Here is a 26,463-nt window from a genome sequence, read left to right as displayed (position 1 = left end):
TAAATTTATTTTACAATGAGAATTTGGCCAACCTGTAAATTTGAGTTGGTCATTCCGTTGAGTTTCTGTAATTCCTGAACTGAAAGATTATAGCGTTTTGACAGGGAATACATGGTGTCTCCCGGCATTACTTTATGTGTCAAATTATTCGCAATTTCTGATGTTTTGTTTCTCGGTTTTCTCTTACCCAAAACTTCCTCATCAAAAATATACAATTGAAAACGCTCAATAAGACTGATTAATTTTTCAGGATATTTTCTATCAGTTGCATATCCTGATTCTCGCAAACCTTTTGCCCAACCTTCATAATCATCCAAATCCAATTTAAACAAGTCCGCATATCGGCCGCGAGAGGTTAAAAATTCTGAGTGATCTTGAAATGATTGCTCTGCGTGTGGGTATTTTCTAAAACATTCCTGAGAAGCATCATCATCGTGGTAAATTTTATCTCCTGTCCACCCATGGCATTTAATCCCAAAATGATTATTGCCTTCTACAGCCAACCGGCCTCTACCCGATCCTGATTCCAATATTCCTTGAGCCAAGGTGATACTCGCTGGAATTTTATGCTGGCGCATATTGTTTTTAGCCACTTCACTGTAGTTAGCAATATAGACTTCGGTAATGTTTAAATTACCCGTTGGCCTTGGTGCAGTCGCCACAGGCGGAACAGTTTCCGTTCTTTTATCAGAAGGTTTAGAAATAGCAGGACGCTCCTTTCTAACAATAACACGTTCAGTTCTTGGTTTAGAATTTTTCTTTTTGGTAACAATACGTTTTTTACCACCACAACTTGCCAGCATCAAAGCCAACATCAAAACCATTACTATCCTTAAACTAAACTTCATAATCACATTAACTAATTAAGGGCATTTGCCTCTTTTTCAACACCGTATTCATTCCTGAAATTCCTTGCAGTCCTCCTGTATGGACTACCAAAATCTTGGCATCCTTTGGGAAATATCCTTGGTGCAACAAATCCATCACACCAAACATTAACTTTCCCGTATAAACAGGGTCTAAAGGAATTCCGAAATCGGCCTTAAACTGATTCATAAAACTGATTAATTCAGGATTTATTTTAGCATAACCTCCAAAATGATAATCGGTGATGAGTTCCCAGTTTGAATTTTGGGCAAATTTACTAATTTCTTCTCTTAAAAAGTCACCTTTTAACGCCGGAAACCCTAGAATCTTTTGATGTGGTTTTGAGGCATTAATAATCCCAGAAATAGTACCTCCGGTTCCTACAGAACAACAGATGTAATCATAATTGAAATCGTCTTCTGATAGAATCTCTTCACATCCTTTTATAGCCAATTCATTAGTGCCTCCTTCAGGAATCAAATAGAAATCTCCAAATTCCTTTTTTAAATTCCGAATAAAACCCTCCGTCATTTTTACGCGGAAGATTTCACGTGTCACGAATTTAAACCTCATGCCACAACTTTCAGAAAATTTTAGTGTCGGATTGGTAGCAATCTTATCTACAAGTTCCTCCCCACGGATCACGCCTATGGTTTCAAACCCGAATTCCTTCCCTACTGCAGCAACTGCCGAAATATGATTGGAAAATGCACCTCCAAAAGTCAATAAAGTCCGTTTCCCTTCGGCCTGTGCCTGCTCGAGATTGTACTTTAACTTGCGGTATTTATTTCCAGAAATTTGAGGATGGATCCGGTCATCTCTCTTAATAGCCAACACCTGATGGGTACTATTATCTAAATTTAGAATTTGATTTTCGGAAAGTTCTAATTTGAATCTCATGGTTTACAAAGATATTTCAAAAAGTTCCAAAAGGGACGTTTTTTAAGAAAATCTAAGTGCGCTTCATTGTGATATGCTTCGCGCTCAAAAGAGATGTTTCTATAGGCCAAATACCAATTTTTATAACGGGCATAGCGGACAAAAAACTCCAGTCCGTACCATAGAAAAAAAGGTAAAATTAGGAGTTCCACTTGCTGTCTGAGATGGATGCGCTCATGGTTCACAAATACTCTATCAAGCTTGAGCTGGGCATATTTTACAAACACAAAAGGAAACAGCGTAATGCCAGTGAATCCTTTAGGAACCATAAATTTTGAAACTAGAATCATACATTTACGCCTTCAAAAATCTTTCCAATTTACACTATATTTGTAATATGAAGAAAATTATCCCTGTTGAAGAAGGTGATTATTACCTAACACCGGAAGGCTATCGCTGCTTTACAGAACAATACCATCTGAAACGCGGTTATTGTTGTGAAAGCGGCTGCAGACATTGCCCATACGGTTTTGATAAGAAAAAATTAAAGACAAACTAATGCAAACAACCTCCATTTCTTTTAAAGATCAAATTTTAGAAGGTATCCCAAGTGTTTTACCACCAGCAAAACCTTATGATGAGACCATCAATCACGCGCCAAAGCGTAAAGATATTTTATCTGATGAAGAAAAAAAGCTGGCCTTACAAAATGCCTTGCGTTATTTTGAACCAAAACACCATGCAGAACTGCTACCTGAATTCAAGCATGAATTAGAGACCTACGGTCGAATTTATATGTACCGTTTGCGTCCTGATTACAAAATGTACGCCAGACCGCTTGATGAATATCCGGCAAAATCAAAACAGGCCGCTGCCATTATGTTGATGATTCAAAACAATCTCGACTATGCCGTGGCACAACATCCGCATGAATTGATTACCTATGGTGGCAATGGTGGTGTGTTTTCAAATTGGGCACAATACCGATTGACCATGAAATATTTGGCTGAGATGACGGATGAGCAGACTTTAACCATGTATTCTGGGCATCCTATGGGATTGTTCCCAAGTCATAAGGAAGCGCCAAGAGTTGTGGTGACCAATGGGATGATGATTCCTAATTATTCCAAACCGGACGATTGGGAGAAATTCAATGCCTTGGGAGTGACGCAATACGGACAAATGACTGCCGGAAGCTATATGTACATTGGTCCACAAGGTATTGTTCATGGTACAACTATAACTGTTTTAAACGGATTTAGAAAAATAAAAAAATCTCCAAAAGGGAATTTATTTGTCACCTCAGGTTTAGGGGGAATGTCTGGAGCACAACCAAAAGCAGGAACAATTGCTGGTTGTATTACAGTTTGTGCTGAAGTGAATCCGAAAATCACCCAAGTTCGTTTAGATCAAGGTTGGATTGATGAAAAAATCACCGATTTAGATGCGTTGGTTGCACGTGTTAAAAAAGCGAAAGCCGATAAAGAAACGGTTTCTATCGCCTATTTAGGAAATGTTGTAGACGTTTGGGAAAAGTTTGACCAAGAAAGTATCCAAATTGATTTGGGAAGTGATCAAACATCACTCCACAATCCGTGGGCTGGAGGTTATTATCCTGTAGACATCTCTTTTGAGGATGCAAATGAAATGATGGCCAATAACCCGGATTTATTTAAAGAAAAAGTTCAGGAAACCTTACGTCGTCATGCAGATGCCATTAATAAGCACACAGCCAAAGGCACATATTTCTTCGATTATGGAAATGCCTTTTTACTTGAAGCTTCCCGTGCAGGTGCAGATGTAATGTCGGATAACCCAACTTTAGGTAGAGAATTTAAATACCCAAGTTATGTACAGGATATTATGGGACCGATGTGTTTTGATTATGGTTTCGGACCTTTCAGATGGGTGTGTACTTCCGGAAAACCTGAAGATCTTGCAAAAACTGATCAAATTGCTTGTGATGTTTTAGAGGAGATCAAAAAGCATTCGCCTGAAGAAATTCAGCAACAAATGACTGATAATATTCAATGGATTAAAGGTGCACAGGAAAATAAATTAGTGGTAGGTTCTCAAGCTAGAATCTTATATGCCGATGCTGAAGGCCGTACTAAAATTGCCAAAGCTTTCAATGATGCAATTGCGAATGGTGAGATTGGCGCTGTTGTTTTAGGACGCGATCATCATGATGTTTCCGGTACCGATTCACCATACAGAGAGACCTCAAATATTTACGATGGTTCCCGTTTTACTGCGGATATGGCCATTCAAAACGTTATTGGAGATAGCTTTAGAGGCGCTACTTGGGTGAGTATTCATAACGGTGGCGGCGTTGGTTGGGGCGAAGTCATGAATGGCGGATTTGGTATGGTTCTTGATGGTAGTAAGGAAGCTGAAAGACGCTTAAAGTCTATGCTGTTTTGGGATGTCAACAACGGAATTTCAAGACGTAGTTGGGCAAGAAATGAAGAGGCTATTTTTGCTATTAAGCGTGCCATGGAAGCGGAGCCAAATTTAAAGGTAACTCTTCCAAATCTAGTGGACGCTGATTTATTGAACTCAATATGAACCTAAATAAAATATGCAATGAATAGAATAATTAAAATAGTTCCCGTGTTGATGCTGTTTGTTTTAATGGCGTCCTGCAGCTCCGTTAAAGTCGCTTCTGATTACGACAAGAACGCCGATTTCAGCCAATTCAAAACCTTTGCTTTCTACAAAACAGGCATTGACAATGCAGAAATTAGCGATCTTGATAAACGTCGTATTTTAAGAGCTATCGAAGCCGAATTGATGGCAAAAGGATTTACAAAATCTGAAAATCCTGATATGTTGGTTAGCATCTTCACCAAATCCCGTGAAAAAGTAAATGTTTATAATAACAACTATGGTTATGGACCTTATGGCTACGGTTGGGGATGGAGTCCTTACTATTGGAATTCTGGCTTTAATTCAGTGTCCACTTCAACAGAAGGCACGTTATATGTCGATTTGATAGATGCCAATAAAAAAGAATTGGTATGGCAAGGAATGGGAGTCGGTTTTATCTCTCAACAAATGGAGAAAAAAGAAGAACGCATCAAAGAATTTGTAGCAAAAATCATGGAGAAATACCCTCCAGGAATGGCTAAATAAAAGAAAAATTACACTGTTTTTTAAAAAGCATCTGACCTCAAATCAGATGCTTTTTTTGTTTTTAAGCGTATCTCAAAAGTAAGCTTCCGCTCAAAAAACCTATATTTGCACCCGTCTAAACGCAAAATTTATGATATTTAGTCAAACTACAAGACAAAACTTTACCCAAAATCCCAAAAACGATATTCTTGCAGGTATTACAGTATCATTAGCAATGATTCCTGAAGTTGTCGCCTTTGCATTTGTCGCTCAAATAGATCCGTTGGTGGCATTATCAGGGGCATTTATTGTGGGATTAATAGCCGCTTTATTTGGAGGCCGACCTGGATTGATTACCGGTGCTGCTGGGGCTGTTGCCGTTATTTTTGTAAATCTTATTACTGAAGGGCATTCTAAAGGCATGTTATTTGACACGCCCGTAGACAATATGGGTTACTTCTATTTGTTGGCCGCCGTCATTTTAATGGGCTTAATTCAAATTGGCGCTGGAGTACTTAAATTAGGACGTTTTGTGCGCTTGATTCCACATTCTGTAATGATGGGATTCGTGAACGGACTGGCAATTGTCATTTTCCTAGCGCAAGTGCGTATGTTCTCTCACAAAGAATTAGAAATTGGCGTTGACGGAGTAAAAAAATACATCAATATCCCAATGCAAGGCACGGAGCTATATACAATGCTAGGCTTAGTGGGATTGACCATGGCAATTATCTGGCTACTCCCTAAATTAACCACAAAAATCCCTGCAGCTTTAGTGGGAATTCTGGTTACAACAGCGGTTGTTATTTTTGGTGGTTTGGATGTAAGCACTGTCGGTTCCTATATCATAGAAGGTGGTGGTGAAGGTATGAAAGGTGAATTCCCAACACCAAACACAGAACTTTGGCAAAACTTACCTATCAATTTAGATACGCTCATGTTCATCCTTCCTTATGCCTTTTTAGCGGCCTCTGTAGGACTTATAGAGTCTTTAATGACCATGAACCTTGTGGATGAACTTACTGAAACTAGAGGTGATGGCAATAGAGAATGTGTTGCGCAAGGTGCAGGAAATATGGTCAGTGGCCTATTTGGTGGCACCGGTGGCTGTGGTATGATTGGTCAAACGGTAATTAACATTAACGCTGGCGGAAGAGGACGTTTATCAGGAATCGCGATGGCGTTAACTTTATTGACCTTTATTTTATTTACTGCACAATACATTGAACAAGTACCTATTGCTGCGTTAGTAGGTGTTATGTTTATGATGGTGATTGAAACATTTGCATGGTCTAGTTTTAGAATTATGCGAAAAATTCCAGTGGCTGACGCTTTTGTACTCGTTGTAGTATCCGCAGTCACGGTTATTTTAGATCTTGCAATTGCTGTATTTATTGGTGTGATTCTATCGGCACTTTCATTTGCTTGGAAAAACGCCACAATGATTAGAGCCCGCAAACGTATTAAAGACGATGGCACTAAGGTGTACGAGATCTGGGGTCCATTATTCTTTGGCTCTGTTCAGAATTTCAATACGAAGTTTGATGTTAAAACCGATCCCCAAAATGTAGAAATAGACTTTGTAGAATCACGTGTAAGTGATCATTCAGCCATTGAAGCCATTTACAATTTAGTCAACAAATACGAAGCTGAAGGCAAAACCATCACTCTAAAACATTTAAGTGAGGATTGTAAGGTGTTACTTTACAAAGCAAGTCCAAAATTTAAAGAAGTGATTATTGAAGACATTGATGACCCAAGGTATTATTTAGCTGCGGATCCTGAGAAATTCACGAAACCACTTTCAGAATATAAGTTATAAAAAAAAGCGACTCCATTGAGTCGCTTTTCTTTTTGTAAAATCTAATAAATTAGTTGTCGTCATTATCAGTTTTGACTTTAACTTTTACGTCGCCGTCATCTTCTTTTATTTTGACTTTTTTGTTATCAGTTTCCATTTTTATCTTAGAGTCACCGTCATCTTCCTTCACCTTTATCTCGGCGCCTTCTGCCTTCATTTCATCAATGATACGTTCACTTTCTGTACGAACATCTTTCTCTTCAGTGTCTCTACAAGAAGTTAATGACACAGATAGGAATAATGCCATAAAAGACATAAAAATTACTTTTTTCATAAATATTGGTTTTAGTATATGGTGAAAAGTAAGCAATAACTTTCAACATCAGCAACTTAAATCAATAATTTAGTAACTCATTTATTTTAGCCTTCACCTTTTCGGTGGATGGAATCATCGTTTCTTCCAAGGTTGAATTCAAAGGAATCGCAGGCATGTTCTCACTTCCGATGGTCATTACTGGTGCATCCAGATACCTAAAACATTCCTCTTGAATTTTCCCAGCCAACGCTCTCGCAAAACTATTATTTGAAGGTTCTTCAGTGACCACCAAACATTTTCCTGTTTTCTTGACCGATTTCATCACTGTGTCCTCATCCAAAGGAAATAACGTTCGCAAATCAATCACTTCAATTTGTTCTTTCATGCCTAATGCTTCTGATGCATTCATGGCCCAATGGACGCCCATTCCGTAAGTCACAATGGTTAAGGTTTCAAGGTTTTCCTGTTTCCAAATTTCCTGAAGCACCCACGCTTTCCCAAATGGCAATACATAATCTTCAGCTGGCTCTACGGATGTTGCGCCTTTTGTTCCTGGAACTTTACTCCAATACAGTCCTTTATGCTCCAAAATAACCACAGGGTTTGGATCGTAATAGGCGGCTTTCATCAGTCCTTTTAAATCGGCACCATTACTTGGATAGGCAATTTTAATGCCTCTGATATTTGTGACAATACTTTCTACGGATGACGAATGATAAGGCCCACCGCTACCATAAGCGCCAATTGGCACACGAAGAATCATACTAACCGGCCATTTCCCGTTAGACAAATAACAACTTCTGCTGACCTCCGTAAATAATTGATTCAAACCAGGCCAAATGTAATCGGCAAATTGCACCTCAACAATTGGTTTTAATCCCACGGCACTCATCCCGACGGTTGACCCTACAATAAAGGCTTCTTGAATTGGCGTATTAAAAACGCGATCATCTCCAAATTTTTGTGCTAAAGTGGCTGCTTCTCTAAACACACCACCTAATCTACCGCCAACATCCTGTCCGTAAAGCAAACACTCTTTGTGCTTTCGCATTAATTCTTCTACAGCAAACAAAGCACAATCGACCATCACCACTTTTTCCGAGCCTTTCGGAGAGCGCTCCCCTACTTCTTCTGTAATAGGCGTTGGCGCAAAATCGTTGGTAAATAAATCTTCAGGTTTTGGATCTTCAGCGGTTAACGCTTTCTCAAAATCTTGCTGAACCTTGGTTTTCGCTTTATGTTCAATATCTAAAATGTCGTCTGCCGCAATTCCGGCATCTACTAACTGTTGTTTAATTACCGGGTAAGGATCACGCGTTTTAGCCTCTTCCAAATCATCACGATACCATTCCATACGCACGCCAGACGTGTGATGGTTTAATAAAGGCACTTTAGCATGGACTAAAAATGGTCGGCGTTCTTCGCGAATAGTTTTGATGACTTTTTCAAGGGCTTCATAACTTTCTTCAAAGTTGGCCCCGTCAATTGTTATGGCTTCTAAACCATTAAAACCTTTGGCGTATTCAAAGGCATTTTGGGCTCTAGTTTCCGCAGCATTGGCTGAAATATCCCAACCATTATCTTGTACTAAATACAGAATTGGCAACTTTTTTAAAACTGCCATCTGGAATGCTTCGGCAACCTCGCCTTCAGTTACGGACGCATCACCAAGACTACACACCGTAATCGGTTTAACATCTCTGGTCTCTGAAAATGGCGATTGTTTAGCCGCTTCATCTTCTATCTTTTGTAGCTCTTTATATTGCATTCCCATTGCAACACCAGTTGCAGGAATAGCCTGCATTCCCGTTGCGGATGATTGGTGTGGAATTTTCGGTTTGTCGAAATCCTTTAAACTTGGATGCGCGTAATAGGTGCGTCCTCCAGAAAACGGATCGTCTTTTTTTGCAAGTAATTGCAACATTAAATCGTGCGGTTGTAATCCGAAAGACAATAACATCGCATCATCTCGGTAGTACGGAAACGCATAATCTTGTGGCAATAACTGCATGCCCACCGCAATCTGAATGGCTTCATGACCTCTAGACGTGGCATGAACGTATTTTGAAACCTGTTTAAAATTAGCCTCGTACAATTCGGCCATGGCCTTGGCGGTACAAAGGTTTGAAAATGCTTTTTTTAAAATATCTTTACTTACTGACATGTGTTATGTTTTGGGCGTTCGGGCGGGTTTTTCACTGCAATTTAGCAAAGCGGTATCACGAATACCTATTTATCAAATACAAGTGAGATTCGTAATTCCTAACGCAAATTTAAGATTTGACAAAATCTACATATGTGTCAAGCCTTATGTATTATTATATTTCTCTATTGATATCAAATTGCTCAAAATAATCGGCTACACGACGTACAAAACTTCCTCCCAAAAAGCCATCCACAACACGATGGTCAAAAGATAAGGATAGGTACATCATGCTTCGGATGGCAATCTCATCACCTTTTTCTGTTTCCATCACTTCAGCGCGTTTTTTGATGATTCCCAAAGCTAAAATGGCAACTTCCGGCTGATTGATAATCGGTGTTCCCATCACACTTCCAAAAGTCCCCACATTGGAAATCGTAAAAGTGCTCCCTTTTATATCATCGCCACCCAATTTATTTTCTCGGGCTTTATTCGCCATATCATTGACGTTTTGCGCTAATGTTTTTAAATCCTTTTGATCCGCGTTTTTAACCACGGGAACAATTAAATTTCCACTTGGCAATGCTGTGGCCATCCCGATATTGATATCTTCTTTAACGATGATGTTATTGCCATCGACAGAAGCATTGATGTTTGGAAAATCCTTGACCGCTTTCGCCACGGCTTCCACAAATAATGGCGTAAATGTTAAGCGCTCGCCATATTTTTCTTCAAAAGCTTTTTTGTTGGCATTTCTCCAATTGACCATGTTGGTCATATCGGTTTCTACATAGGCGGTCACGTGTGGTGAGGTGTGTTTCGAATACACCATATGATCTGCAATCATTTGACGCATCCGGTCCATCTCAATGATTTTCCCTTTGCCTTTATCGAATTTTAATTGGGGAATACGGTACGCCGTTGGATCTTGGGTTACCGGTTGGGCGAATTTGTAAGGTCGGCCGTCTTCTATGTAATTGAAGACATCGCTTTTGCGCAATCGGCCTTCATGTCCTGTGGCTGGAATTCGCGCCAATTCTTCAAAACTGATGTGCTGTTCTTTGGCTATTTTTTGGATTAACGGCGAAAAAAAGGTGTTGGAGTTTGAAGTTGAAAATGAACTTGAACTTGAAGATGAAGGAGTTCCTCCTGATTTTGGCTGTGGTTTTTGTTGGGTGGCCTTTTGCTTTTTCGGAAGCGTCTCGACTGCGCTCGACGTGACAACCTTTTTACTTTCTGATGTGGTCACTTCTAAAACTGCGATGACTTGACCTACGGGCACGACATCTTTGGCTTTAAAGAGGGTTTTCACCAAGGTTCCCGATTTTGGGGCCGGAACTTCATTATCTACTTTATCAGTCGCAACTTCTAAAATGATGTCACCTTCTTCAAAGGAATCACCTTCATTGATGAGCCAATTGATGATGGTGCCTTCTGTAATGCTTTCGCCCATTTTGGGCATTGTTAAGTCAAATTTTGACATTTTATAATCTAATTTTCTTTTTTAGTTAACTCTTGCGTTAAGGATTGCAGCGACATCCTTTTTTGTTTTTCACAAAAAAGATATAGCGGAAAGCCTGACCCTTTTGGGTAACGCCCAACTATTGCTTCATAAAATCACGAAGCGTTTTATAAACATCTTCCTGCATTTTCATATGCTCCGGAACTTCTCGTAATGGTTCCACTGCCCTTAAACTTTCATGACAATCCGTTGGTAATTGCTGATACAATTGTGTGCCTTTAGTTTTCCATGCGATCATCTCGTCACTCACTTCTTTGATCACTTTTGCGGGATTCCCCACCACCAGACTTCGCTTTGGAATAATGGTTTCGGCCTTAACAAACGACATGGCTCCAATGATACTTTCATCACCTATTTCAGCGTCATCCATTATGACGGCATTCATTCCGATGAGGCAATTTCTGCCCAAATTAGCGCCGTGAATGATGGCGCCGTGGCCCACATGTGCGCTTTCTTTTAAGGTGATGGATTTTCCTGGAAACATATGCACCGTACAATTTTCCTGAACGTTGACACCGTCTTCCAAGATAATTTGACCCCAATCACCACGAATTGCCGCTCCCGGTCCTATATAACAGTGCTTGCCGATGATGACATTGCCCGTTACGGCCGCGAGTGGATGTACGAAGCTACTTTCGTGAACGACTGGTGTGTAGCCTTTGAAACTGTAAATCATGGTGATTGCTGATTGTTGACCCGCCCGAACATGCCTTTTCGGTACGGGCGGGTTGTTGATTGTTGATTAACGATTGTCGATTTTTGAATTTCTTATATTGAATTGTCCTAACCGTAATCCGCTATTTATTTAAATCCTTTTAATTTTTCTTTGGTGAACTCGCTTAAGACCAAACGACCGCTGATTGCTGCACGTTCCGCCAATAAATCATCCCAGTCGTCAGTGCCACTCCAGAATACTTTTTTCATTTCTACCATCGCCTCCGGATTGTAAGTACACAAGTGCTCTGCCGTTGCTTTTACTGCAGCGTCAAGCTCAGCGGTGGACTCATAAACTTGGGTAAACAGGCCTTTTTCCTTTGCCCAATCGGCTGGATAAAAGGTGTTAGCGTCAATAGCAATTTGCGACATAGCGCTCAAGCCCATTTTACGCTCAATAGCAGGTCCAACCACAAATGGTCCGATGCCAATATTGAGCTCACTTAATTTAATAGCTGCAAATTTACTTGCCATGCAATAATCGGTTGCTGATGCCAATCCGACGCCGCCGCCTACAGTTTTACCTTGAATACGCCCGATAATGAATTTTGGACATTTACGCATTGCGTTTATGACGTTGGCAAATCCTGAAAAGAATACTTTCCCGGTAGCTTCATCATTGATGTTTATTAATTCTTTAAAACTCGCGCCTGCACAAAAAGTGCGTTCGCCACCACTTTTAAGAACAAGTACTTTTATGTCGTCATTTTTGCCTGCGGCAGTAATGGTGTCCGCTAATTCTGCCAACAAATCTCCTGGTAGGGAATTGTGGGCAGGGTGAAAAAATTCAATGTAGGCAACTTCGTTTTCTATGGTTTGTTTTACGTAGGGTTGTGTCATCACATTTATGTGTTCCCATGGCAATGGGAATCTTTTAATTGTTAGTTATAAATTTTGATACAAATCCTTCCATTCCGGATTTGACTTTTCTATTAATTCAATTTTCCAAGCTCTGTTCCATTTTTTCAATTGCAATTCTCTCTTTTTCGCATCAACTTCACTTTCAAGATGCTCAACATAAACAAGTTTGTCTAAGTTATACCTCGCAGAGAATGTACCAGGATGAGCCTTATTAATATGTTGATATATTCTCCGTTTTAATTGCTTGGTTTCTCCTATATACAATACACCATTAGGTTTATTTGTTATGATGTAGACGCTCCAAGACATAAATTACACTTAATTATATGAGACACCCGATTTCTCGGGTGCTTTGAGCAGTTTAATCTTCTATAGAAGATTAAACTGCTCAAAGTGATGATTCAAATGCTTCCTTTCCAAAAGATAAGCTTCATACCTATTCAATTCTCCAAACACTAAATTCTTCAATTTAGCTTCTGGATGTTCTTTATAAAACTCTAAATATTTTGCTCTCTGTTCAAGAAACTTCTGTTTTGCCGTCTCCAAATCTGGGTGAATTAAAGCTTCCAACTTGCCTTTTTCGAGTGTTGGGAAATTGGTGTTCTTTGGAAATTTCTCGTAGTTATATAAACTCGCGTGAACTTTCTCCAGAATTTTCTCTGGCGTCGCCACTTCAAAATCCTGAATTTCTCCAGCGGCAATTTTATAGGTGTATTCCAGATGCTCCAACATGTGTTGTGGCGTCATGATGCCCCATTTCGGCTTCAGGTCTGGCGTCAACTTTGACAGATAATTTTCAATAGTTTCATCCGTCATTTCAACAAAAACTTCTTGTTTTTTCTGAACCATGGTTAGAATTGTAGCAACGGCTACCAATTCATCTGCACTGTCAAAGACCTCAACAAACCATTTGACAATCCCACTTGGATGTTCTGCGGAAGCGACATCTCTGTCCACTTTCTGCTTACAGGTTAAACGCACATAAATGGTGTCGTTATGGTACAATGGACGAAGGAAACGACAGTCCTCCAATCCGTAATTGGCAGCCACTGGACCTTTGTTAGGATAGACAAACAATCCTGCAGCAGCGGCAATGATAAAGTAGCCGTGAGCTGTTCGTTTTTCAAAAATACTGCCGTCAAGAGAAGTAATATCGGTATGGGCATAAAAATGATCCCAGGTCAAATTGGCGAAATTGATAATATCCGTATCCGTGAGGGTACGTTTATGGGTTTTTAAAGACATTCCTGCTTCAATGTCTTCCCAATGGTATTTGAACGGATGCTGTTCCGCTTCCTTATATTTAGCGTTGGCTTGATAGATGCCAGTGATTTCAGTTAACGTTGTTGGCGAACCTTGGATAGCGGTACGTTGCAAGTAATGCTTGATACCACGCACACCGCCCATTTCTTCGCCACCTCCTGCTCTACCTGGTCCACCGTGTACCAAATTTGGTAAAGGCGACCCGTGTCCGGTACTTTCTTTGGCCATTTCACGATTGATGACCAAGATGCGTCCGTGGTGACTTGCCGCGTTGATGACATAATCTTTAGCGATTTTATCGTCATAAGTTGCGATTGAAGACACCAAGGAGCCTTTCCCCATTTGGGCCAAAGTAATGGCTTCATCTAAATTTTTATAAGGCATAATAGTACTTACCGGACCAAATGCTTCCGTTTCATGAACAGCCAAATTTTGAAATGGATGATCTTCACGAAGTAAAATCGGACTTAAGAAAGCGCCTTTTTTGGCATCAGCGCCTATGGTTTCTATTTTATCTAAATCGCCATAAACGATGCTTGCCGTTTTAGCAAGTTCCTGAACGCGATCTCTTACTTCATTGGCTTGATCTTTACTGATTAAAGCGCCCATGCGTACTTCTTTCAGTCTAGGATCTCCAATAGTGACTTTATCTAGGGCTTTTCCTAATGCTATTTGAACATCTTCCACAAGATTTTCAGGAACGATAACACGACGAATAGCGGTACACTTCTGTCCACATTTAACGGTCATTTCGTTACGGACTTCCTTGATAAACAAATCGAATTCAGGTGTTCCCGGAAGTGCGTCTTCACCTAAAACAGAACAGTTTAAGGAATCGGCTTCCATATTGAAAGGCACTGATTCTTCGATAATGCGCTTATGGGATTTTAGAAGTCGTCCGGTAGTCGCAGAACCTGTAAAGGTGACCACATCTTGAGATTCGACTGTATCTAAAATTGCTCTTGCAGAGCCTGTAATTAACTGTAAAGCGCCTTCTGGTAAGATTCCAGAAGCGATGATTTCACGAACAACAGCTTCCGTTAAGAAGGAACCGTTTGTAGCAGGTTTCACTACTGCAGGCACGCCTGCCATCCAGTTGGTCGCACATTTTTCCAACATTCCCCAAACTGGGAAGTTAAACGCATTGATATGAATCGCAACGCCGCGTTTTGGCACCATAATGTGGTGCGCCATAAAGCGTCCACCTCGAGATAAATCGATAGGTTCTCCTTCTACGTGATACGACTGATTTGGGAAGAGTTTTCTTAATGACGCATTGGCAAATAAGTTACCGAATCCGCCTTCAATGTCAATCCAGCTGTCCACTCTGGTGGCTCCTGTTCTATAACTTAATTCATAAAAGGCTTCTTTCCTTTTGGTGAGATAAAGCGCAAGGCTTTTCAACATATTGCCACGTTCCTGAAAAGTCATTTTACGCAATACTTCGCCGCCTTTGGTGCGTCCGTAATGCAAAATTTCAGCAAGATCTAATCCTTGCGTATCAGAAAGCGCCACGACTTCTCCTGTGATGGCGTCAAACATAGGAACGCCTTCTCCCATTCCTTCAATCCATTGCCCTGTGACGTAATTTTGTAATTTTTTCATAGTAATGCCCACAAAAGTGGATATCTTATTATTAAATTATGTACTCTAATTTTTATGTAGCGACCTCGTTCTATCATGCCTGACCGCTTTAGGGATGTAGGCATTGTTGGAGCTCCTCTCCTGATTACATCGGGAGAGAGCGACTACCGAAAGCCCGACCTTTGCGGATCGCCCAAATACTACAAATTCGCGTTTTCAATGATGGCTGCGTAGCCTTGACCAACACCAATACACATGGTAATTAACGCATATCTTTTTCCAGTTTCTTGTAACTCTAGAGCTGCTGAATACGCTAATCGGGTCCCCGTCACACCAAGCGGGTGGCCAATGGCGATGGAACCACCATTAGGGTTTAACCGTGGATCATTATCTTCCAATCCCCAAGCTCGCGTACAGGCTAATGCTTGTGCCGCAAAAGCCTCATTGAGTTCGATAATATCCATATCCTCCATGGTCAATCTGGCTTTTGCCAAGGCTTTATTAGAAGCTTCAACAGGACCGATGCCCATGATTCGTGGTTCTACACCAACTACCGCAGAACTTACAATGCGGGCTAATGGTTTTAGATTGTATTTTTTTACAGCAATTTCTGAAGCGATAATCGTTGCAGCTGCACCATCATTTAAACCTGAAGAATTTCCCGCAGTCACACTACCACCTTCAGCCTTGAACGCACCACGCAATTTTCCTAATACCTCCATTGACGTGTTTGGCTTCACAAATTCATCTTTAGAAAATTGAATAGGATCCTTTTTGCGCTGTGGAATTTCGACCGTCACAATTTCTTTTGCTAATCGACCATTTTCTTGCGCTTTTGCAGCTTTCATTTGACTCCAATAGGCAAATCTATCCTGATCTTCACGCGAGATATTGTACTGCTCTACTAAATTTTCAGCAGTTTGGCCCATACCATCGGTACCATATAGCTTTTGCATCTTCGGATTTACAAATCGCCATCCAAAACTAGAATCGTACATTTTAGCATCGGTACCAAACGCACTTGACGGTTTCGCCACCACGTATGGTCCGCGAGTCATGTGCTCAACACCACCCGCAATAAACAGATCACCATCACCCGCTTTAATCGCGCGGTTGGCTTGAATAATAGCAGAAAGTCCTGAACTGCATAAACGGTTAACGGTTTCACCCGGCACTGTAACAGGCAGACCCGCCAAAAGAGACGCCATTCTTGCAACGTTTCGGTTATCCTCTCCCGCTTGATTCGCGCAACCTAAAATAACATCTTCATAAGCTTCCTTTGGGATGTTTGGGTTACGTTTTACGAGTTCTTCTATCACTAATGCCGCTAAATCGTCTGTTCTTATTGTTGATAATGCGCCTTGATAACTTCCAATTGGTGTTCTAATACCGTCTATGATGTATGCTTCCATGTATGAATTTGAAGTCGAAATTGAAGTTGAAAATTGAAACTTCAATTTCGAATTAATGTTTTTAATGTTTTAAATGTCGAATATCGAATGATGAATACAAAAACTATGTTTTCATGCTTCTATCCGTTCGAAATGATTCTTTAGTTAATTATTTTGATTTAATTCATGATTTCAGAAAAGGTATCGCCTTGCTTGATATCGCCGGTTTTATAGCCTTTCATAAACCAATACTTGCGTTGTTCAGAAGTTCCGTGGGTAAAACTATCAGGCTGCACGCTGCCTTGGGTTCTTTTTTGAATAGCATCATCACCAACAGCGTTTGCGGCACTCAATGCCTCATCAATATCACCTTCTTCCAAATAATCTCTGTTATGATGCGCCCAAACCCCAGCATAGAAATCTGCTTGAAGTTCTTGTGCTACAGACAACTTATTAGCGCCCGCTTGATTGGTTTGTTGTTGCAACTGTCTGACTTTTTGAGATGTCCCCAAAATGGTTTGGATATGATGACCAATTTCATGGGCGGTTACATAAGCAATTGCAAAATCGCCACCTTTGGCCCCAAAACGTGTTCTTAACTGATCAAAAAAGGATAAGTCCATATACACTTTTTGATCGGCAGGACAATAGAATGGCCCCGATGCCGCACTCGCAGTACCACAGCCACTTCTCACTGCATCCGTAAATAACACTACAGTTGGCTCTTTGTAAGCTCCTAAATTATTCTCTCTAAAAATCTCACTCCAAATATCTTCAGTGTCAACTATGACAGCATTCATGAAGGCTCCGAGTTCTTTCTCTTTTTCAGTCAGTTCACGTTGCTCCCCGCCTTCTGATACGGATTGCGACTGTGTGACTTGTTCTAAAATTGGGGCTAATGTCTGTCCTGTATCACCTCCAAAAAGTTGAAGCAATACCACCACCACAGCGATTAATCCACCGCCAGCGGCCAATTTACCCTTACCGCTCATCCCACGACGGTCTTCCAAATTCCCGCTTTTTCTTCTACCTTGCCATTTCATATTGTTTTGTGTTTAGTGTGAATATAAATTTTTAATAAATTTAAACAATATTGGTTATTCTATCCATTCTTTATTTGTCCTATATACGACGCCTTTAAACAACGCCACTACTTCATTACCTCGCTTGACTTCAATAATATTGAATCCTAATTTGTTTTTAACCTTCTCAATTACAGACTCCGCGGTTATATAATCGCCTTCATTTAACGCTTCAATATGGTTGATGCTGGTTTCAATAGACACCGCATATTTTCCATGGGTATTAGCCGCAAAACCAAAGGCAGTGTCTGCTAATGCATAACTGATGCCGCCATGTGCTTTTCCCATACTATTAAGCATTTCTTTGCGAATAGTCAACCCAACTTTACATCGGCCGAGTTCAGACTCTAAAATTTCGATTCCTAGCCAGGTGCTGTAGGGGTCTTGGTTTAACATTTTAAATGGGATTTTTTCGATGTTCATTACAATTATTTTAGATTGTCGATTAACGATTGTTGATTTTTGAAGTGATCATCCATACTTCAAAAATCTACAATCAAAAATCTGCAATCGTTAATTAAAAAACCTCAAATCTTCTCTACTCATCCTCCGCAACAACGGGCTGCAACGGTAACGGTCTTCATGATACTCATTGTACAATTTGTCCATTTTAGAAACACACCAATCGATGCCTTTTTCATTAGCCCACGCCAATAAGCCTTTTGGATAATTCACCCCTTTGGTCATGGCGTTGTCAATATCTTCTGCGGAAGCGACATTCATATGTAACGCATCAGTGGCTTCATTGATCAGCATGACCAATACCCGGTCGAAAATTTGCTGTGCCAATTGAGACTCTTCGTCTGCGCTCAGAGTGACAATGGGAGTCGGTGCCTCCATAGCGCCTTTTTCATCATATTTATAGTAGCCTCTTCCTGATTTTCTTCCTAAATAACCAGCTTCTGCAAAACGTTTTTGGGTGAAGGCTGGTTTATATCTTGGATCAAAATAGAAAGCAGTGAATACGGTTTCAGTGACGGTATAATTCACGTCATTCCCAATAAAATCCATTAATTCAAAAGGGCCCATTCGGAATCCACCTAATGACTTTAGACTCTTATCTATGGTTGCAAAATCAGCAATACCTTCTTCATAAATTCTTAATGCCTCACCGTAAAATGGACGTGCGACTCTATTCACAATAAACCCAGGAGTGTCCTTTGCAACGGCCACTGTTTTTTTCCAATCGGTGATAATTTTAGTTGCTTTCTCTAATACTTCTTTTGAAGTTTGAATAGCTGGAATCACCTCAACCAATTGCATTAATGGTGCAGGATTGAAAAAATGAATTCCAATACAACGTTCTGGCTTTTTTAAAGATGCCGCGATAGAAGCAATCGATAAACTTGAGGTATTGGAGGCGATAATACAGTCATCAGACACAAAAGCTTCCAATTCTGAAAAGACATTTTTCTTGATGTCTAAATTTTCCACAATCGCTTCAATAGTTACATCAGAATCTGATAAATCCTTTAGCGTGTCGACGTAGGAAATATTGTTTTGAATTCGAGTTTTCTCGGATTCCTCAATCCGCCCTTTAACAACCAATTTTGATAAGATATTTTCTAAAGCGTTTTTTGCTTTATCCAATGCATCTTGATTGGTATCATATAATTTGACTAGACACCCCGACGTTGCCGCAACTTGTGCGATGCCGCTTCCCATAGTGCCACTACCTATAATTCCTACCTGCATCATTGAAGAGTGTTGATTGAAGATTGTTGATTTTTGAAGTATCGTCTCATAAATAAATTAAGATTTTAATTTTGATGATGCCGTTTTAATACTGACAACAAATATGGATATCAATTCGTTATTCTCTTTTAATAAAATATTCAAAGAATCATTATCGGCGATAAGATTAGCGCCATGTTGAATCTTCAAATTGATTAGACATTCTCGTAATTCTTTTAAACAGATTTTCATTTTATGTAAAAAATCGCGAGTGGATTCACCGCTCTGCGCTTCCCCATAATTCAAGGCTGCTGATGTTGCGGATCTTATCAATTGTTTTGCTAAATGTTCGGATGCAAAAGAATTATCGACCTTTTTACAAATCAAAATCACGTCAATTGCAAATTGAATAAGTCGTTCTTCTAATTGATGGGGTCTCATCTTTTTTTAAAATATAGGTTACTGTGATCAGGCCTTTTAACTTCTCAAATCTACAATCAACATTCATCAATCTTTAATAATCATCTACCTTTAAACTCCGGTTTTCTCTTTTCTACAAAAGCGGTAACGCCTTCCAAATAATCATCAGTTTGAGCGGCTTCTATTTGTAATTTAGATTCTAAAGCCAATTGCGCTTCGAGATCGTTGGTCATGGAATTGTTGAATAATTCCTTGATCATTCCCAAGGCTTTTGTTGGCATACTAGCGAGTTTTGAAGCTAGCTGATTGACCTCCTCTTCAAAGCTCTCTAATGGCAGGACTTTGTAAATCATTCCCATTTTTTCTGCTTCCTCGGCCGATATTTTATCACCTAACATGGCTAATGCCAATGCTTTTTGAAATCCGATAAGTCGCGGCAAAAAGAAGGTTCCGCCACTATCAGGAACGAGTCCTATAAGGCTGAATGCTTGAATGAAACTAACTTTTTCATGGGCAACCACAATATCACACGCCAAGGCGATATTTGCTCCAGCGCCTGCCGCTACACCGTTGATGGCACCGATAATTGGTTTTTTAATAGATCGAAGTCGAGTGATTATTGGATTGTAGTGCTCCTCAAGAATTTTTTTAAATCCAGGATTGAGCTCTGGAGAGGTCACTTCTTTTAAATCTTGACCCGCACAAAAGGCTTTTCCATTTCCGGTCAAAACTATTGCCCTAACATCATCATTACTTTCACAAGCATCTAAAACATCGTGGAGCTTGAATGCCATTTCACGATTAAAACTATTGAACACTTCAGGCCTATTAAGCGTGATGATTGCTACTCCGTTTTTAATTTCTAATAGAATTGAATTCATATATTTTTGATATCAATATCGATTGTGAATTTCCAAATCTTGAAGTGAAACCGATTTCAACTTCTTAATTCGCTATTCATAGATCAGTATTCATTATTATTTTTTACTTCAAACATTTAAAATAATCAAAAGGTTCAAGGCAATCTTCGCACTGAAATTGTGCTTTACAAGCTGTAGAACCAAACTGGCTCACCATTTTTGTATTGATTGAGCCACATTGTGGGCATTTCACCAAGCGTTTGCCGTGTAACAAGACATCTTTGTCTGCTTCAGGGCCCAATGGCGCTGCAATACCATAATCCTCCAAAGCTTTTCTGCCTCGTGGCGTAATCCAGTCAGTGGTCCAAGCAGGCGTTAAAATCAATTCTACCTCTGATTTGTAACCGGCGTCTTGCAAGGCTTTTTTAATATCATCACCGATAACATCCATCGCAGGGCAACCGCTGTAAGTTGGGGTGATCTGTACTTTTACAACTTCGTCCTCAATAATTGCAGTGCGTACCACACCCATGTCCATAATTGAAAGCACAGGGATCTCCGGATCGGATACTGTTTCCAGAATCGCAATCAGTTTTGGGTCGATATGTTGTTGGCTTGTGATCATAAATTATTTAAGATTGTTGATTGCCGATTTTTGATTTTTAAAGTACTTCTAAAATCGTCAATCGTAATTCGACAATCAGCAATTTCCTACCATTCCATATTTGGATACGTGCGTTGCATATATTGCAATTCGGTTAATAGATAGCCCATATGCTCCGTATGGATGCCTTTTTTACCTCCTTTTTGGAAGTATTTTGATTCAGGAATTGATAAGGTGGCTTCTTCTAGAATGGCATTTACTTTATCATAGTAAGCTGCTTTTAGTCTTGTTACATCTACACCGATACCTTCTGCAACCATAGCTTTATCTGCGTCTGTTTGATGGAATAATTCGTCAGTATAGGTCCACAAATCGTTGATGGCATTTTGCATTCTTTGGTGACTCTCTTCTGTGCCGTCACCTAAACGCTTAATCCAATCTGTTGAAAAACGTTGGTGATAACTCACTTCTTTAAGCGATTTTGTAGCGATAGCTGCCAAGGTCAAGTCCTTGCTTTTTTGTAACTCGGTCAAGAACAAAAAGTGATACACATCAAACAAAAAGTGACGCGCCATGGTGTAAGCAAAATCCGTGTTTGGTTGTTCTGCCAAAAGTACATTCACGTACTCACGCTCCTTACGAAGCATGGCAATGTCGTCTTCCGTACGGCCATCATTGGCAATTTTAGCGGCATATTGATAATAGCTTCGTACCTGCCCGAATAAATCGAGTGAAATATTGGTGCAGGCAATATCCGTTTCCAAACTTGGGCCGTGACCGCATAGTTCGCCCATGCGTTGCCCAAGGATTAGGGAGTTATCGGCGATGCCGAGGATATAGTGATACAGATTGGTATTATTCATTCTATCTATAATATTGTTGATTGATGATTTGTGATTGCTGATTTTTGAACTTCTGAAATCAAAAATCTTAACTCGTCAATCGTTAATCTATTTACATGTATTTCACCTCATCAGGCAACTCGTAAAATGTAGGATGGCGGTAGACTTTATCTTGGGCCGGTTCAAACATTTCGCCGTTGTGTTCAGGATTGGAGGCCGTGATGTTTTTGGATTCTACCACCCAGATACTGATACCTTCATTTCTTCTGGTGTACACATCGCGTGCATTCTCTAACGCCATCTCCGCGTCAGCGGCATGGAGACTTCCAAAATGGCGATGTTCCAATCCGTTTTTACTTCTGACGAAGACCTCCCAAAGTGGCCAATTTTTTGTTGACATAATTATATCTGTTATTTTGAAATTGAATTGTCATCGATTTCACTCGCTTTACGATAGAAAATTGCGAAAGTGCAATTTCACTCGGTTCTCGATACAAAATTGCGAAAAGCAATTTCACTCGAACTGACAAAATTCTTTTTTATACTGCTTCTTTATCTTTGCGTTCGGCGTTTTTTGATGCGTAGGCCATGGCTGCATCTCGTACCCATGCGCCACCTTCCCATGCGCCTACTCTGGCTTTCATACGTTCTTTATTCATTGGGCCGTGTCCTTTGACCACTTGCCAAAATTCATCCCAATCAATCTCACCAAAATCATAACTGCCGCGTTCTTCATTCCATTTTAAATCGGGATCTGGAATGGTGAGTCCGATTAAATCGGCTTGCGGGACGGTTTGATCAACAAACTGCTGACGTAATTCATCGTTAGATTTACGCTTTAATTTCCATTTCATGGATTGTTCCGTATGTACAGATTCTGCATCTGTAGGACCGAGCATCATTAAACTTGGCCACCACCAACGGTTAAGGGCATCTTGCGCCATTTCTTTTTGCTCTGGTGTCCCGTTAGCCAATTTAATCATGATTTCATAACCCTGACGCTGATGGAAACTTTCTTCCTTACAAACGCGCACCATTGCCCGGGCATACGGTCCGAAAGACGTATTACACAACGGCACCTGATTGATAATGGCTGCGCCATCTACCAACCATCCAATCGCACCCATATCAGCCCAAGTGACTGTTGGATAATTAAAAATGGAAGAATATTTTGCTTTGCCCGAATGTAATTGTTCGTACAACTCATCACGAGAAATCCCTAATGTTTCACAAGCGGAATACAAGTATAAACCATGGCCTGCCTCGTCTTGAACTTTCGCCAACAAGGCTACTTTTCTACGTAACGAAGGCGCCCTTGTAATCCAATTGCCTTCTGGAAGCATCCCCACAATTTCAGAATGCGCGTGTTGCGACATCTGACGGATGTGGGTTTGGCGGTATTTCTCCGGCATCCAATCTTTAGGTTCGATTTTCTCGTCTCTTGCGATCCGTTCTTCGAACTGGGCTTCTAAATTTCTTATTTGTTCTTCACTCATCTTATTCTGTATTAGTGAAATGATTTTTTATGTTCTGATTTGCGTTAAGGATGTAGTCCCGATAACTATCGGGAAGGGTAGCCTGTCTGCCGCCAGGCAGGCGCCCAAATTATTTTTTTTTATAGTAGCAACCTATATCGTTTTAAAAACTTTTAGGACTATACATCAAAATCGACCACCACCTTTTTACTGGTTGGGACGGCCTGACAGCTCAACACATAATTTTGTGCCACTTCCTTATCTTCTAACGCGTAATTCTTTTTCATTTGTACTGACCCTTCCTTCACTTGACACTTGCAGGTGCTGCAAACGCCACCTTTACAGGCAAAAGGCAAATCGGCTCCTGCAGCCAAGGCGCCATCGAGGATGTTGTCAAAATCATCATCCATAATGAAATGGAATTCCTTCCCTCCATCGATAATCGTTACTTGTGTGCCATCAATTCTTTGTTCTAAAACTTCGGCAATATGTTTGTTTTCTTCTTCAGAACTTCCTGTAAAGAAGAGTTCGTAATGGATATTCTCTTTAGGCATTCCCGCCGCTTGCAATTCGTCGCGGATTAAGAAAATCATGTCTTGAGGTCCACAGATGAAGGCATGATTGGTATCAGGCACATCGATGAACGACTTGGTCAACACGGCTAATTTTTCCTTGTCAAAACGACCGTTTAAAAATGGAATATCGCGCTGTTCTTTGGTCAAAAAATAAAAGACCTGAAACCTATCAAAGAACTCATTTTTAAGCTGTTCTATTTCTTCTTTAAAGATAATGGATTTTACAGTCCTGTTCAAATAAAACAATTTAAAGGTACTGTTTGGCTCTTCGTGCAAATGGGTTTTAATGATAGACAACAAAGGCGTAATGCCACTTCCAGCAGCAAAGGCGATATAATTGTTGCTCGCCTCTACATTAACATCTACTGTAAATTCACCGTGTGGCGCCATTACCTCAAGGGTATCACCGATTTTCAAATCATTAAATGCAAAATTTGAAAATACACCATCACGAATGGTTTTAACAGCAACTTTCCACTCGCCATCCAACGGACTTGAGCAAAGCGAATAATTACGTCGAATATCTTCGCCATTAAGTTCCTTTCGCAAGGTCAAATGCTGACCCTGACGGAACTTAAATTTTTCTTTTAGTGCGTCGGGAACATCGAAAGAAATGACAACGCAATCTTTCGTTTCCTTGTATATATCTGCAACTTTAATGTTGTGGAATTCTGCCATAATCCTTTATAAATCCCTTTAAACCAAGAGTTCTGCTATTAACATTCATTTTTTTATCTAACTCAAAGGTTTTCGTAACCCAAGAATAACTAACTAACAACCGTTAGTCTACATGACAAAACTACAAATTAAATTTGATATGTTTTGTTAAAAAAATTTTGGTTTTGATAGACGTGCTTAGATTAAAAGGCACTTTACTAAGCTAAAGACGCAGGAATTACGCTGTAGTGCTTTGATGATTTATTCCGTTTATCAGAACATCACCTAAATTTTTTGCAAGTTCCTGTCTATTGAGATCGTCTTTTTTTGGAAGCCACAGGTATAAAGATCTTAGCGTGGTTAATATGGAAAACATAATAATTTCAGGATTGGAGTCGCGAATTTCCTTAGTTTCTATCCCCGATTTTATAATCTCCACAAAATCCTCTTCGTAATTCTTTCTCAGCGACAAATAGTACTCCAATTGATCTTCAAGATGCATCCAGTCATTATTGAGCGAGGCCATGCCGTAGGTGTTGTGAATAGTAATATTGACATGCAACGAGACAATAGCTCGTAATTTATCAATTATTGAAACGTCTGAATTTTTAATCGTCTCCATGCCATTTGTAAATTCTTCGGCCAAAGAGATTATAATCGATTTGAGAATGTCTTGCTTGGAATCGATATGATTGTAAAGACTAGCTGCCCTAATGTTGACCGCCTTTGCCAAATCGCGCATTGTGACCGCGCTATACCCTTTTTCTTTAAAAAGTTTAGCGGCTGTTTTAATAATTTCTTGTTTGCGAGTTTGGCCTGTACTATTCAATAGTTGAAATTTAAGACTCAAAGTTCTTTGAGTGGTGGATAATTTGTAAATTTAAATAAAAAATAAACTATGGGATTTTTTGACTTTTTATTTGGCAATAATAAAAAACAGCAAGTTCAGGAACTGATGCAAAAAGGCGCCATCATTTTAGACGTTAGAACCAAGAGAGAATGGGATAACGGCCATATTGCCAATGCTAAACATGTGCCTTTAGACGACTTACAAAATCAAGTTGAAAAACTAAAGAAACTGAACAAACCTATCATAACCTGTTGTGCAAGCGGCATGCGTTCAGCCAAAGCTGCTCAAATTTTAAAATCAAAAAACATTGAATCCATCAATGGTGGCAGCTGGCTAAGCTTGAAAAAGAAGTTATAGCTTAATATTCTGTAACTCGTCTGACGACCTGATAGAATTGCCATTGTATTGAAGCGTCCACCCTAATGAACTGGTCAAAATATAGAATTTTGACAATTCACTGATCAGTCGGTTTTGTGCGTTGCTCTTTAAGTTGGACGCCTCAATCTTCTTCATCAGCTGCGCGTTGACTTTATTCTTGATTTTATTGTAATCTTCCGCTTGGAACGGATTCAGGAAATCGGCCGTAACATCATAATATTCAAAATCTGGGCTGATATTGATTTCCTCTTTCGGAATACTTAAGATTTTCAGGGTTTTTGATTTTTCATCCAGTTCATATTGAATCTGGCTCAAGTCATAGGAAACCGTAACATCAGCATTGACCACCACTAAGGCCTTCTTTTCCACATTCACCAAATTGGCAAAAATGGCTTTGGAATTTTTATAGGTGAATACCTGACTGAAATGCCCTTCAGTAACCACCAATTTGCTGACATTCCTGATCTGTTCCTGAATGAGCGCGGAATTCTCCTGTAATATGGTTTCATCTTTATCATTAAAAAAATAGCGATAGCCAAACATCACTACCATTACTAATATCAAGACATACAGAAGTTTCCGCATCATAGG

General features: G+C 39.9%; 28 protein-coding genes. 5 read left to right on the top strand and 23 right to left on the bottom strand.

Features of this window, described 5'->3' with window-relative positions:
• Nucleotides 1–5: 5 nt before the first annotated feature.
• From Q0947_RS12895 to Q0947_RS12885, 3 genes are read right to left on the bottom strand one after another with little or no spacing between them, the layout of a single operon-like run.
• Complete coding sequence (locus tag Q0947_RS12895) at nucleotides 6–848, bottom strand: glucosaminidase domain-containing protein (protein WP_299398253.1); 843 nt, start codon at nucleotides 846–848, stop codon at nucleotides 6–8.
• 7 nt (nucleotides 849–855) lie between these two features.
• The gene (locus tag Q0947_RS12890) at nucleotides 856–1,767 is read right to left on the bottom strand and encodes a pyridoxal-phosphate dependent enzyme (RefSeq protein WP_299398250.1); all 912 of its coding nucleotides are present in this window, start codon (nucleotides 1,765–1,767) and stop codon (nucleotides 856–858) included.
• Nucleotides 1,764–2,096 (bottom strand): hypothetical protein, encoded by a 333-nt coding sequence (locus Q0947_RS12885; RefSeq protein WP_299398247.1) that lies wholly within the window; start codon nucleotides 2,094–2,096, stop codon nucleotides 1,764–1,766. The genes Q0947_RS12890 and Q0947_RS12885 overlap by 4 nt, the downstream gene beginning before the upstream one ends.
• A gap of 47 nt (nucleotides 2,097–2,143) precedes the next feature.
• Here Q0947_RS12885 and Q0947_RS12880 point away from each other — a divergent pair, with 47 nt between their 5' ends.
• The 4 genes from Q0947_RS12880 to Q0947_RS12865 all read left to right on the top strand — a co-directional run bounded on the left by Q0947_RS12880 (nucleotide 2,144) and on the right by Q0947_RS12865 (nucleotide 6,682).
• Complete coding sequence (locus Q0947_RS12880) at nucleotides 2,144–2,305, top strand: DUF5522 domain-containing protein (protein WP_166643253.1); 162 nt, start codon at nucleotides 2,144–2,146, stop codon at nucleotides 2,303–2,305.
• Nucleotides 2,306–2,319: 14 nt separating this feature from the next.
• The gene (locus Q0947_RS12875; protein ID WP_299398356.1) at nucleotides 2,320–4,314 is read left to right on the top strand and encodes a urocanate hydratase; all 1,995 of its coding nucleotides are present in this window, start codon (nucleotides 2,320–2,322) and stop codon (nucleotides 4,312–4,314) included.
• Between the two features lie 18 nt (nucleotides 4,315–4,332).
• On the top strand, nucleotides 4,333–4,881 hold the full coding sequence (locus Q0947_RS12870; RefSeq protein ID WP_299398244.1) for a DUF4136 domain-containing protein: 549 nt from the start codon (nucleotides 4,333–4,335) through the stop codon (nucleotides 4,879–4,881).
• A gap of 130 nt (nucleotides 4,882–5,011) precedes the next feature.
• Nucleotides 5,012–6,682, top strand: coding sequence for a SulP family inorganic anion transporter (locus Q0947_RS12865; protein ID WP_299398242.1), 1,671 nt, complete (start codon nucleotides 5,012–5,014; stop codon nucleotides 6,680–6,682).
• Nucleotides 6,683–6,731: 49 nt separating this feature from the next.
• Here Q0947_RS12865 and Q0947_RS12860 read toward each other — a convergent pair whose 3' ends face one another.
• From Q0947_RS12860 to Q0947_RS12770, 19 genes are all read right to left on the bottom strand, one after another.
• A complete protein-coding gene (locus Q0947_RS12860) occupies nucleotides 6,732–6,995 on the bottom strand; it encodes a hypothetical protein (RefSeq protein ID WP_299398241.1) in 264 nt (87 codons plus the stop codon).
• Between the two features lie 61 nt (nucleotides 6,996–7,056).
• Nucleotides 7,057–9,141 (bottom strand): thiamine pyrophosphate-dependent enzyme, encoded by a 2,085-nt coding sequence (locus tag Q0947_RS12855; protein WP_299398239.1) that lies wholly within the window; start codon nucleotides 9,139–9,141, stop codon nucleotides 7,057–7,059.
• A gap of 154 nt (nucleotides 9,142–9,295) precedes the next feature.
• Nucleotides 9,296–10,603 (bottom strand): dihydrolipoamide acetyltransferase family protein, encoded by a 1,308-nt coding sequence (locus Q0947_RS12850; protein ID WP_299398237.1) that lies wholly within the window; start codon nucleotides 10,601–10,603, stop codon nucleotides 9,296–9,298.
• Between the two features lie 118 nt (nucleotides 10,604–10,721).
• Nucleotides 10,722–11,318 carry a transferase hexapeptide repeat family protein gene (locus tag Q0947_RS12845; protein WP_299398235.1) on the bottom strand — a complete coding sequence of 199 codons (597 nt, stop codon included), beginning with the start codon at nucleotides 11,316–11,318 and terminating at the stop codon, nucleotides 10,722–10,724.
• Nucleotides 11,319–11,443: 125 nt separating this feature from the next.
• Nucleotides 11,444–12,196: an enoyl-CoA hydratase/isomerase family protein gene (locus Q0947_RS12840; RefSeq protein ID WP_246919249.1), complete on the bottom strand. Its 753-nt coding sequence runs from the start codon at nucleotides 12,194–12,196 to the stop codon at nucleotides 11,444–11,446.
• 45 nt (nucleotides 12,197–12,241) lie between these two features.
• On the bottom strand, nucleotides 12,242–12,526 hold the full coding sequence (locus tag Q0947_RS12835; RefSeq protein ID WP_299398233.1) for a GIY-YIG nuclease family protein: 285 nt from the start codon (nucleotides 12,524–12,526) through the stop codon (nucleotides 12,242–12,244).
• Between the two features lie 60 nt (nucleotides 12,527–12,586).
• Nucleotides 12,587–15,085 (bottom strand): phenylacetic acid degradation bifunctional protein PaaZ, encoded by a 2,499-nt coding sequence (gene paaZ / locus Q0947_RS12830; protein ID WP_299398230.1) that lies wholly within the window; start codon nucleotides 15,083–15,085, stop codon nucleotides 12,587–12,589.
• 179 nt (nucleotides 15,086–15,264) lie between these two features.
• The gene (gene pcaF, locus Q0947_RS12825; RefSeq protein WP_299398227.1) at nucleotides 15,265–16,476 is read right to left on the bottom strand and encodes a 3-oxoadipyl-CoA thiolase; all 1,212 of its coding nucleotides are present in this window, start codon (nucleotides 16,474–16,476) and stop codon (nucleotides 15,265–15,267) included.
• 158 nt (nucleotides 16,477–16,634) lie between these two features.
• Nucleotides 16,635–17,498 carry a neutral zinc metallopeptidase gene (locus Q0947_RS12820; RefSeq protein WP_299398225.1) on the bottom strand — a complete coding sequence of 288 codons (864 nt, stop codon included), beginning with the start codon at nucleotides 17,496–17,498 and terminating at the stop codon, nucleotides 16,635–16,637.
• 54 nt (nucleotides 17,499–17,552) lie between these two features.
• Nucleotides 17,553–17,960 (bottom strand): hotdog fold thioesterase, encoded by a 408-nt coding sequence (locus tag Q0947_RS12815; protein ID WP_299398223.1) that lies wholly within the window; start codon nucleotides 17,958–17,960, stop codon nucleotides 17,553–17,555.
• A gap of 90 nt (nucleotides 17,961–18,050) precedes the next feature.
• On the bottom strand, nucleotides 18,051–19,232 hold the full coding sequence (locus Q0947_RS12810) for a 3-hydroxyacyl-CoA dehydrogenase NAD-binding domain-containing protein (protein ID WP_299398348.1): 1,182 nt from the start codon (nucleotides 19,230–19,232) through the stop codon (nucleotides 18,051–18,053).
• Nucleotides 19,233–19,289: 57 nt separating this feature from the next.
• Nucleotides 19,290–19,652, bottom strand: coding sequence for a four helix bundle protein (locus Q0947_RS12805; protein ID WP_299398222.1), 363 nt, complete (start codon nucleotides 19,650–19,652; stop codon nucleotides 19,290–19,292).
• Nucleotides 19,653–19,732: 80 nt separating this feature from the next.
• The gene (locus tag Q0947_RS12800) at nucleotides 19,733–20,512 is read right to left on the bottom strand and encodes an enoyl-CoA hydratase-related protein (protein ID WP_299398220.1); all 780 of its coding nucleotides are present in this window, start codon (nucleotides 20,510–20,512) and stop codon (nucleotides 19,733–19,735) included.
• Nucleotides 20,513–20,615: 103 nt separating this feature from the next.
• Complete coding sequence (gene paaD / locus Q0947_RS12795) at nucleotides 20,616–21,116, bottom strand: 1,2-phenylacetyl-CoA epoxidase subunit PaaD (protein ID WP_299398218.1); 501 nt, start codon at nucleotides 21,114–21,116, stop codon at nucleotides 20,616–20,618.
• 86 nt (nucleotides 21,117–21,202) lie between these two features.
• Nucleotides 21,203–21,958, bottom strand: a complete 756-nt coding sequence (gene paaC / locus Q0947_RS12790; RefSeq protein WP_299398216.1) for a 1,2-phenylacetyl-CoA epoxidase subunit PaaC — start codon at nucleotides 21,956–21,958, stop codon at nucleotides 21,203–21,205.
• Between the two features lie 91 nt (nucleotides 21,959–22,049).
• Complete coding sequence (gene paaB, locus Q0947_RS12785) at nucleotides 22,050–22,337, bottom strand: 1,2-phenylacetyl-CoA epoxidase subunit PaaB (RefSeq protein WP_133757339.1); 288 nt, start codon at nucleotides 22,335–22,337, stop codon at nucleotides 22,050–22,052.
• Between the two features lie 139 nt (nucleotides 22,338–22,476).
• Entirely contained in the window at nucleotides 22,477–23,433 is a 957-nt protein-coding gene (gene paaA / locus Q0947_RS12780) for a 1,2-phenylacetyl-CoA epoxidase subunit PaaA (protein ID WP_299398212.1), read from the bottom strand.
• 158 nt (nucleotides 23,434–23,591) lie between these two features.
• Nucleotides 23,592–24,665, bottom strand: coding sequence for a 1,2-phenylacetyl-CoA epoxidase subunit PaaE (gene paaE, locus Q0947_RS12775; protein ID WP_246919281.1), 1,074 nt, complete (start codon nucleotides 24,663–24,665; stop codon nucleotides 23,592–23,594).
• A 217-nt stretch (nucleotides 24,666–24,882) separates the two neighbouring features.
• A complete protein-coding gene (locus Q0947_RS12770; RefSeq protein WP_299398208.1) occupies nucleotides 24,883–25,473 on the bottom strand; it encodes a TetR/AcrR family transcriptional regulator in 591 nt (196 codons plus the stop codon).
• A gap of 69 nt (nucleotides 25,474–25,542) precedes the next feature.
• On the opposite strand from Q0947_RS12770, the gene Q0947_RS12765 reads away from it, so the two are divergent.
• Nucleotides 25,543–25,851: a rhodanese-like domain-containing protein gene (locus Q0947_RS12765; protein WP_299398206.1), complete on the top strand. Its 309-nt coding sequence runs from the start codon at nucleotides 25,543–25,545 to the stop codon at nucleotides 25,849–25,851.
• Here the strand turns inward: Q0947_RS12765 and Q0947_RS12760 are convergent.
• Nucleotides 25,846–26,457, bottom strand: a complete 612-nt coding sequence (locus Q0947_RS12760) for a DUF4230 domain-containing protein (RefSeq protein WP_299398344.1) — start codon at nucleotides 26,455–26,457, stop codon at nucleotides 25,846–25,848. The two genes, Q0947_RS12765 and Q0947_RS12760, sit on opposite strands and share 6 nt — an antisense overlap.
• Between the last annotated feature and the right edge of the window lie 6 nt (nucleotides 26,458–26,463).

Origin of the sequence: uncultured Gelidibacter sp., from assembly GCF_947500795.1 — a bacterium.
Classification (GTDB): Bacteria; Bacteroidota; Bacteroidia; order Flavobacteriales; family Flavobacteriaceae; genus Gelidibacter.
Note: the sequence above shows the minus strand (reverse complement) of the source record. Positions and strands in the feature narration are given on the sequence as shown.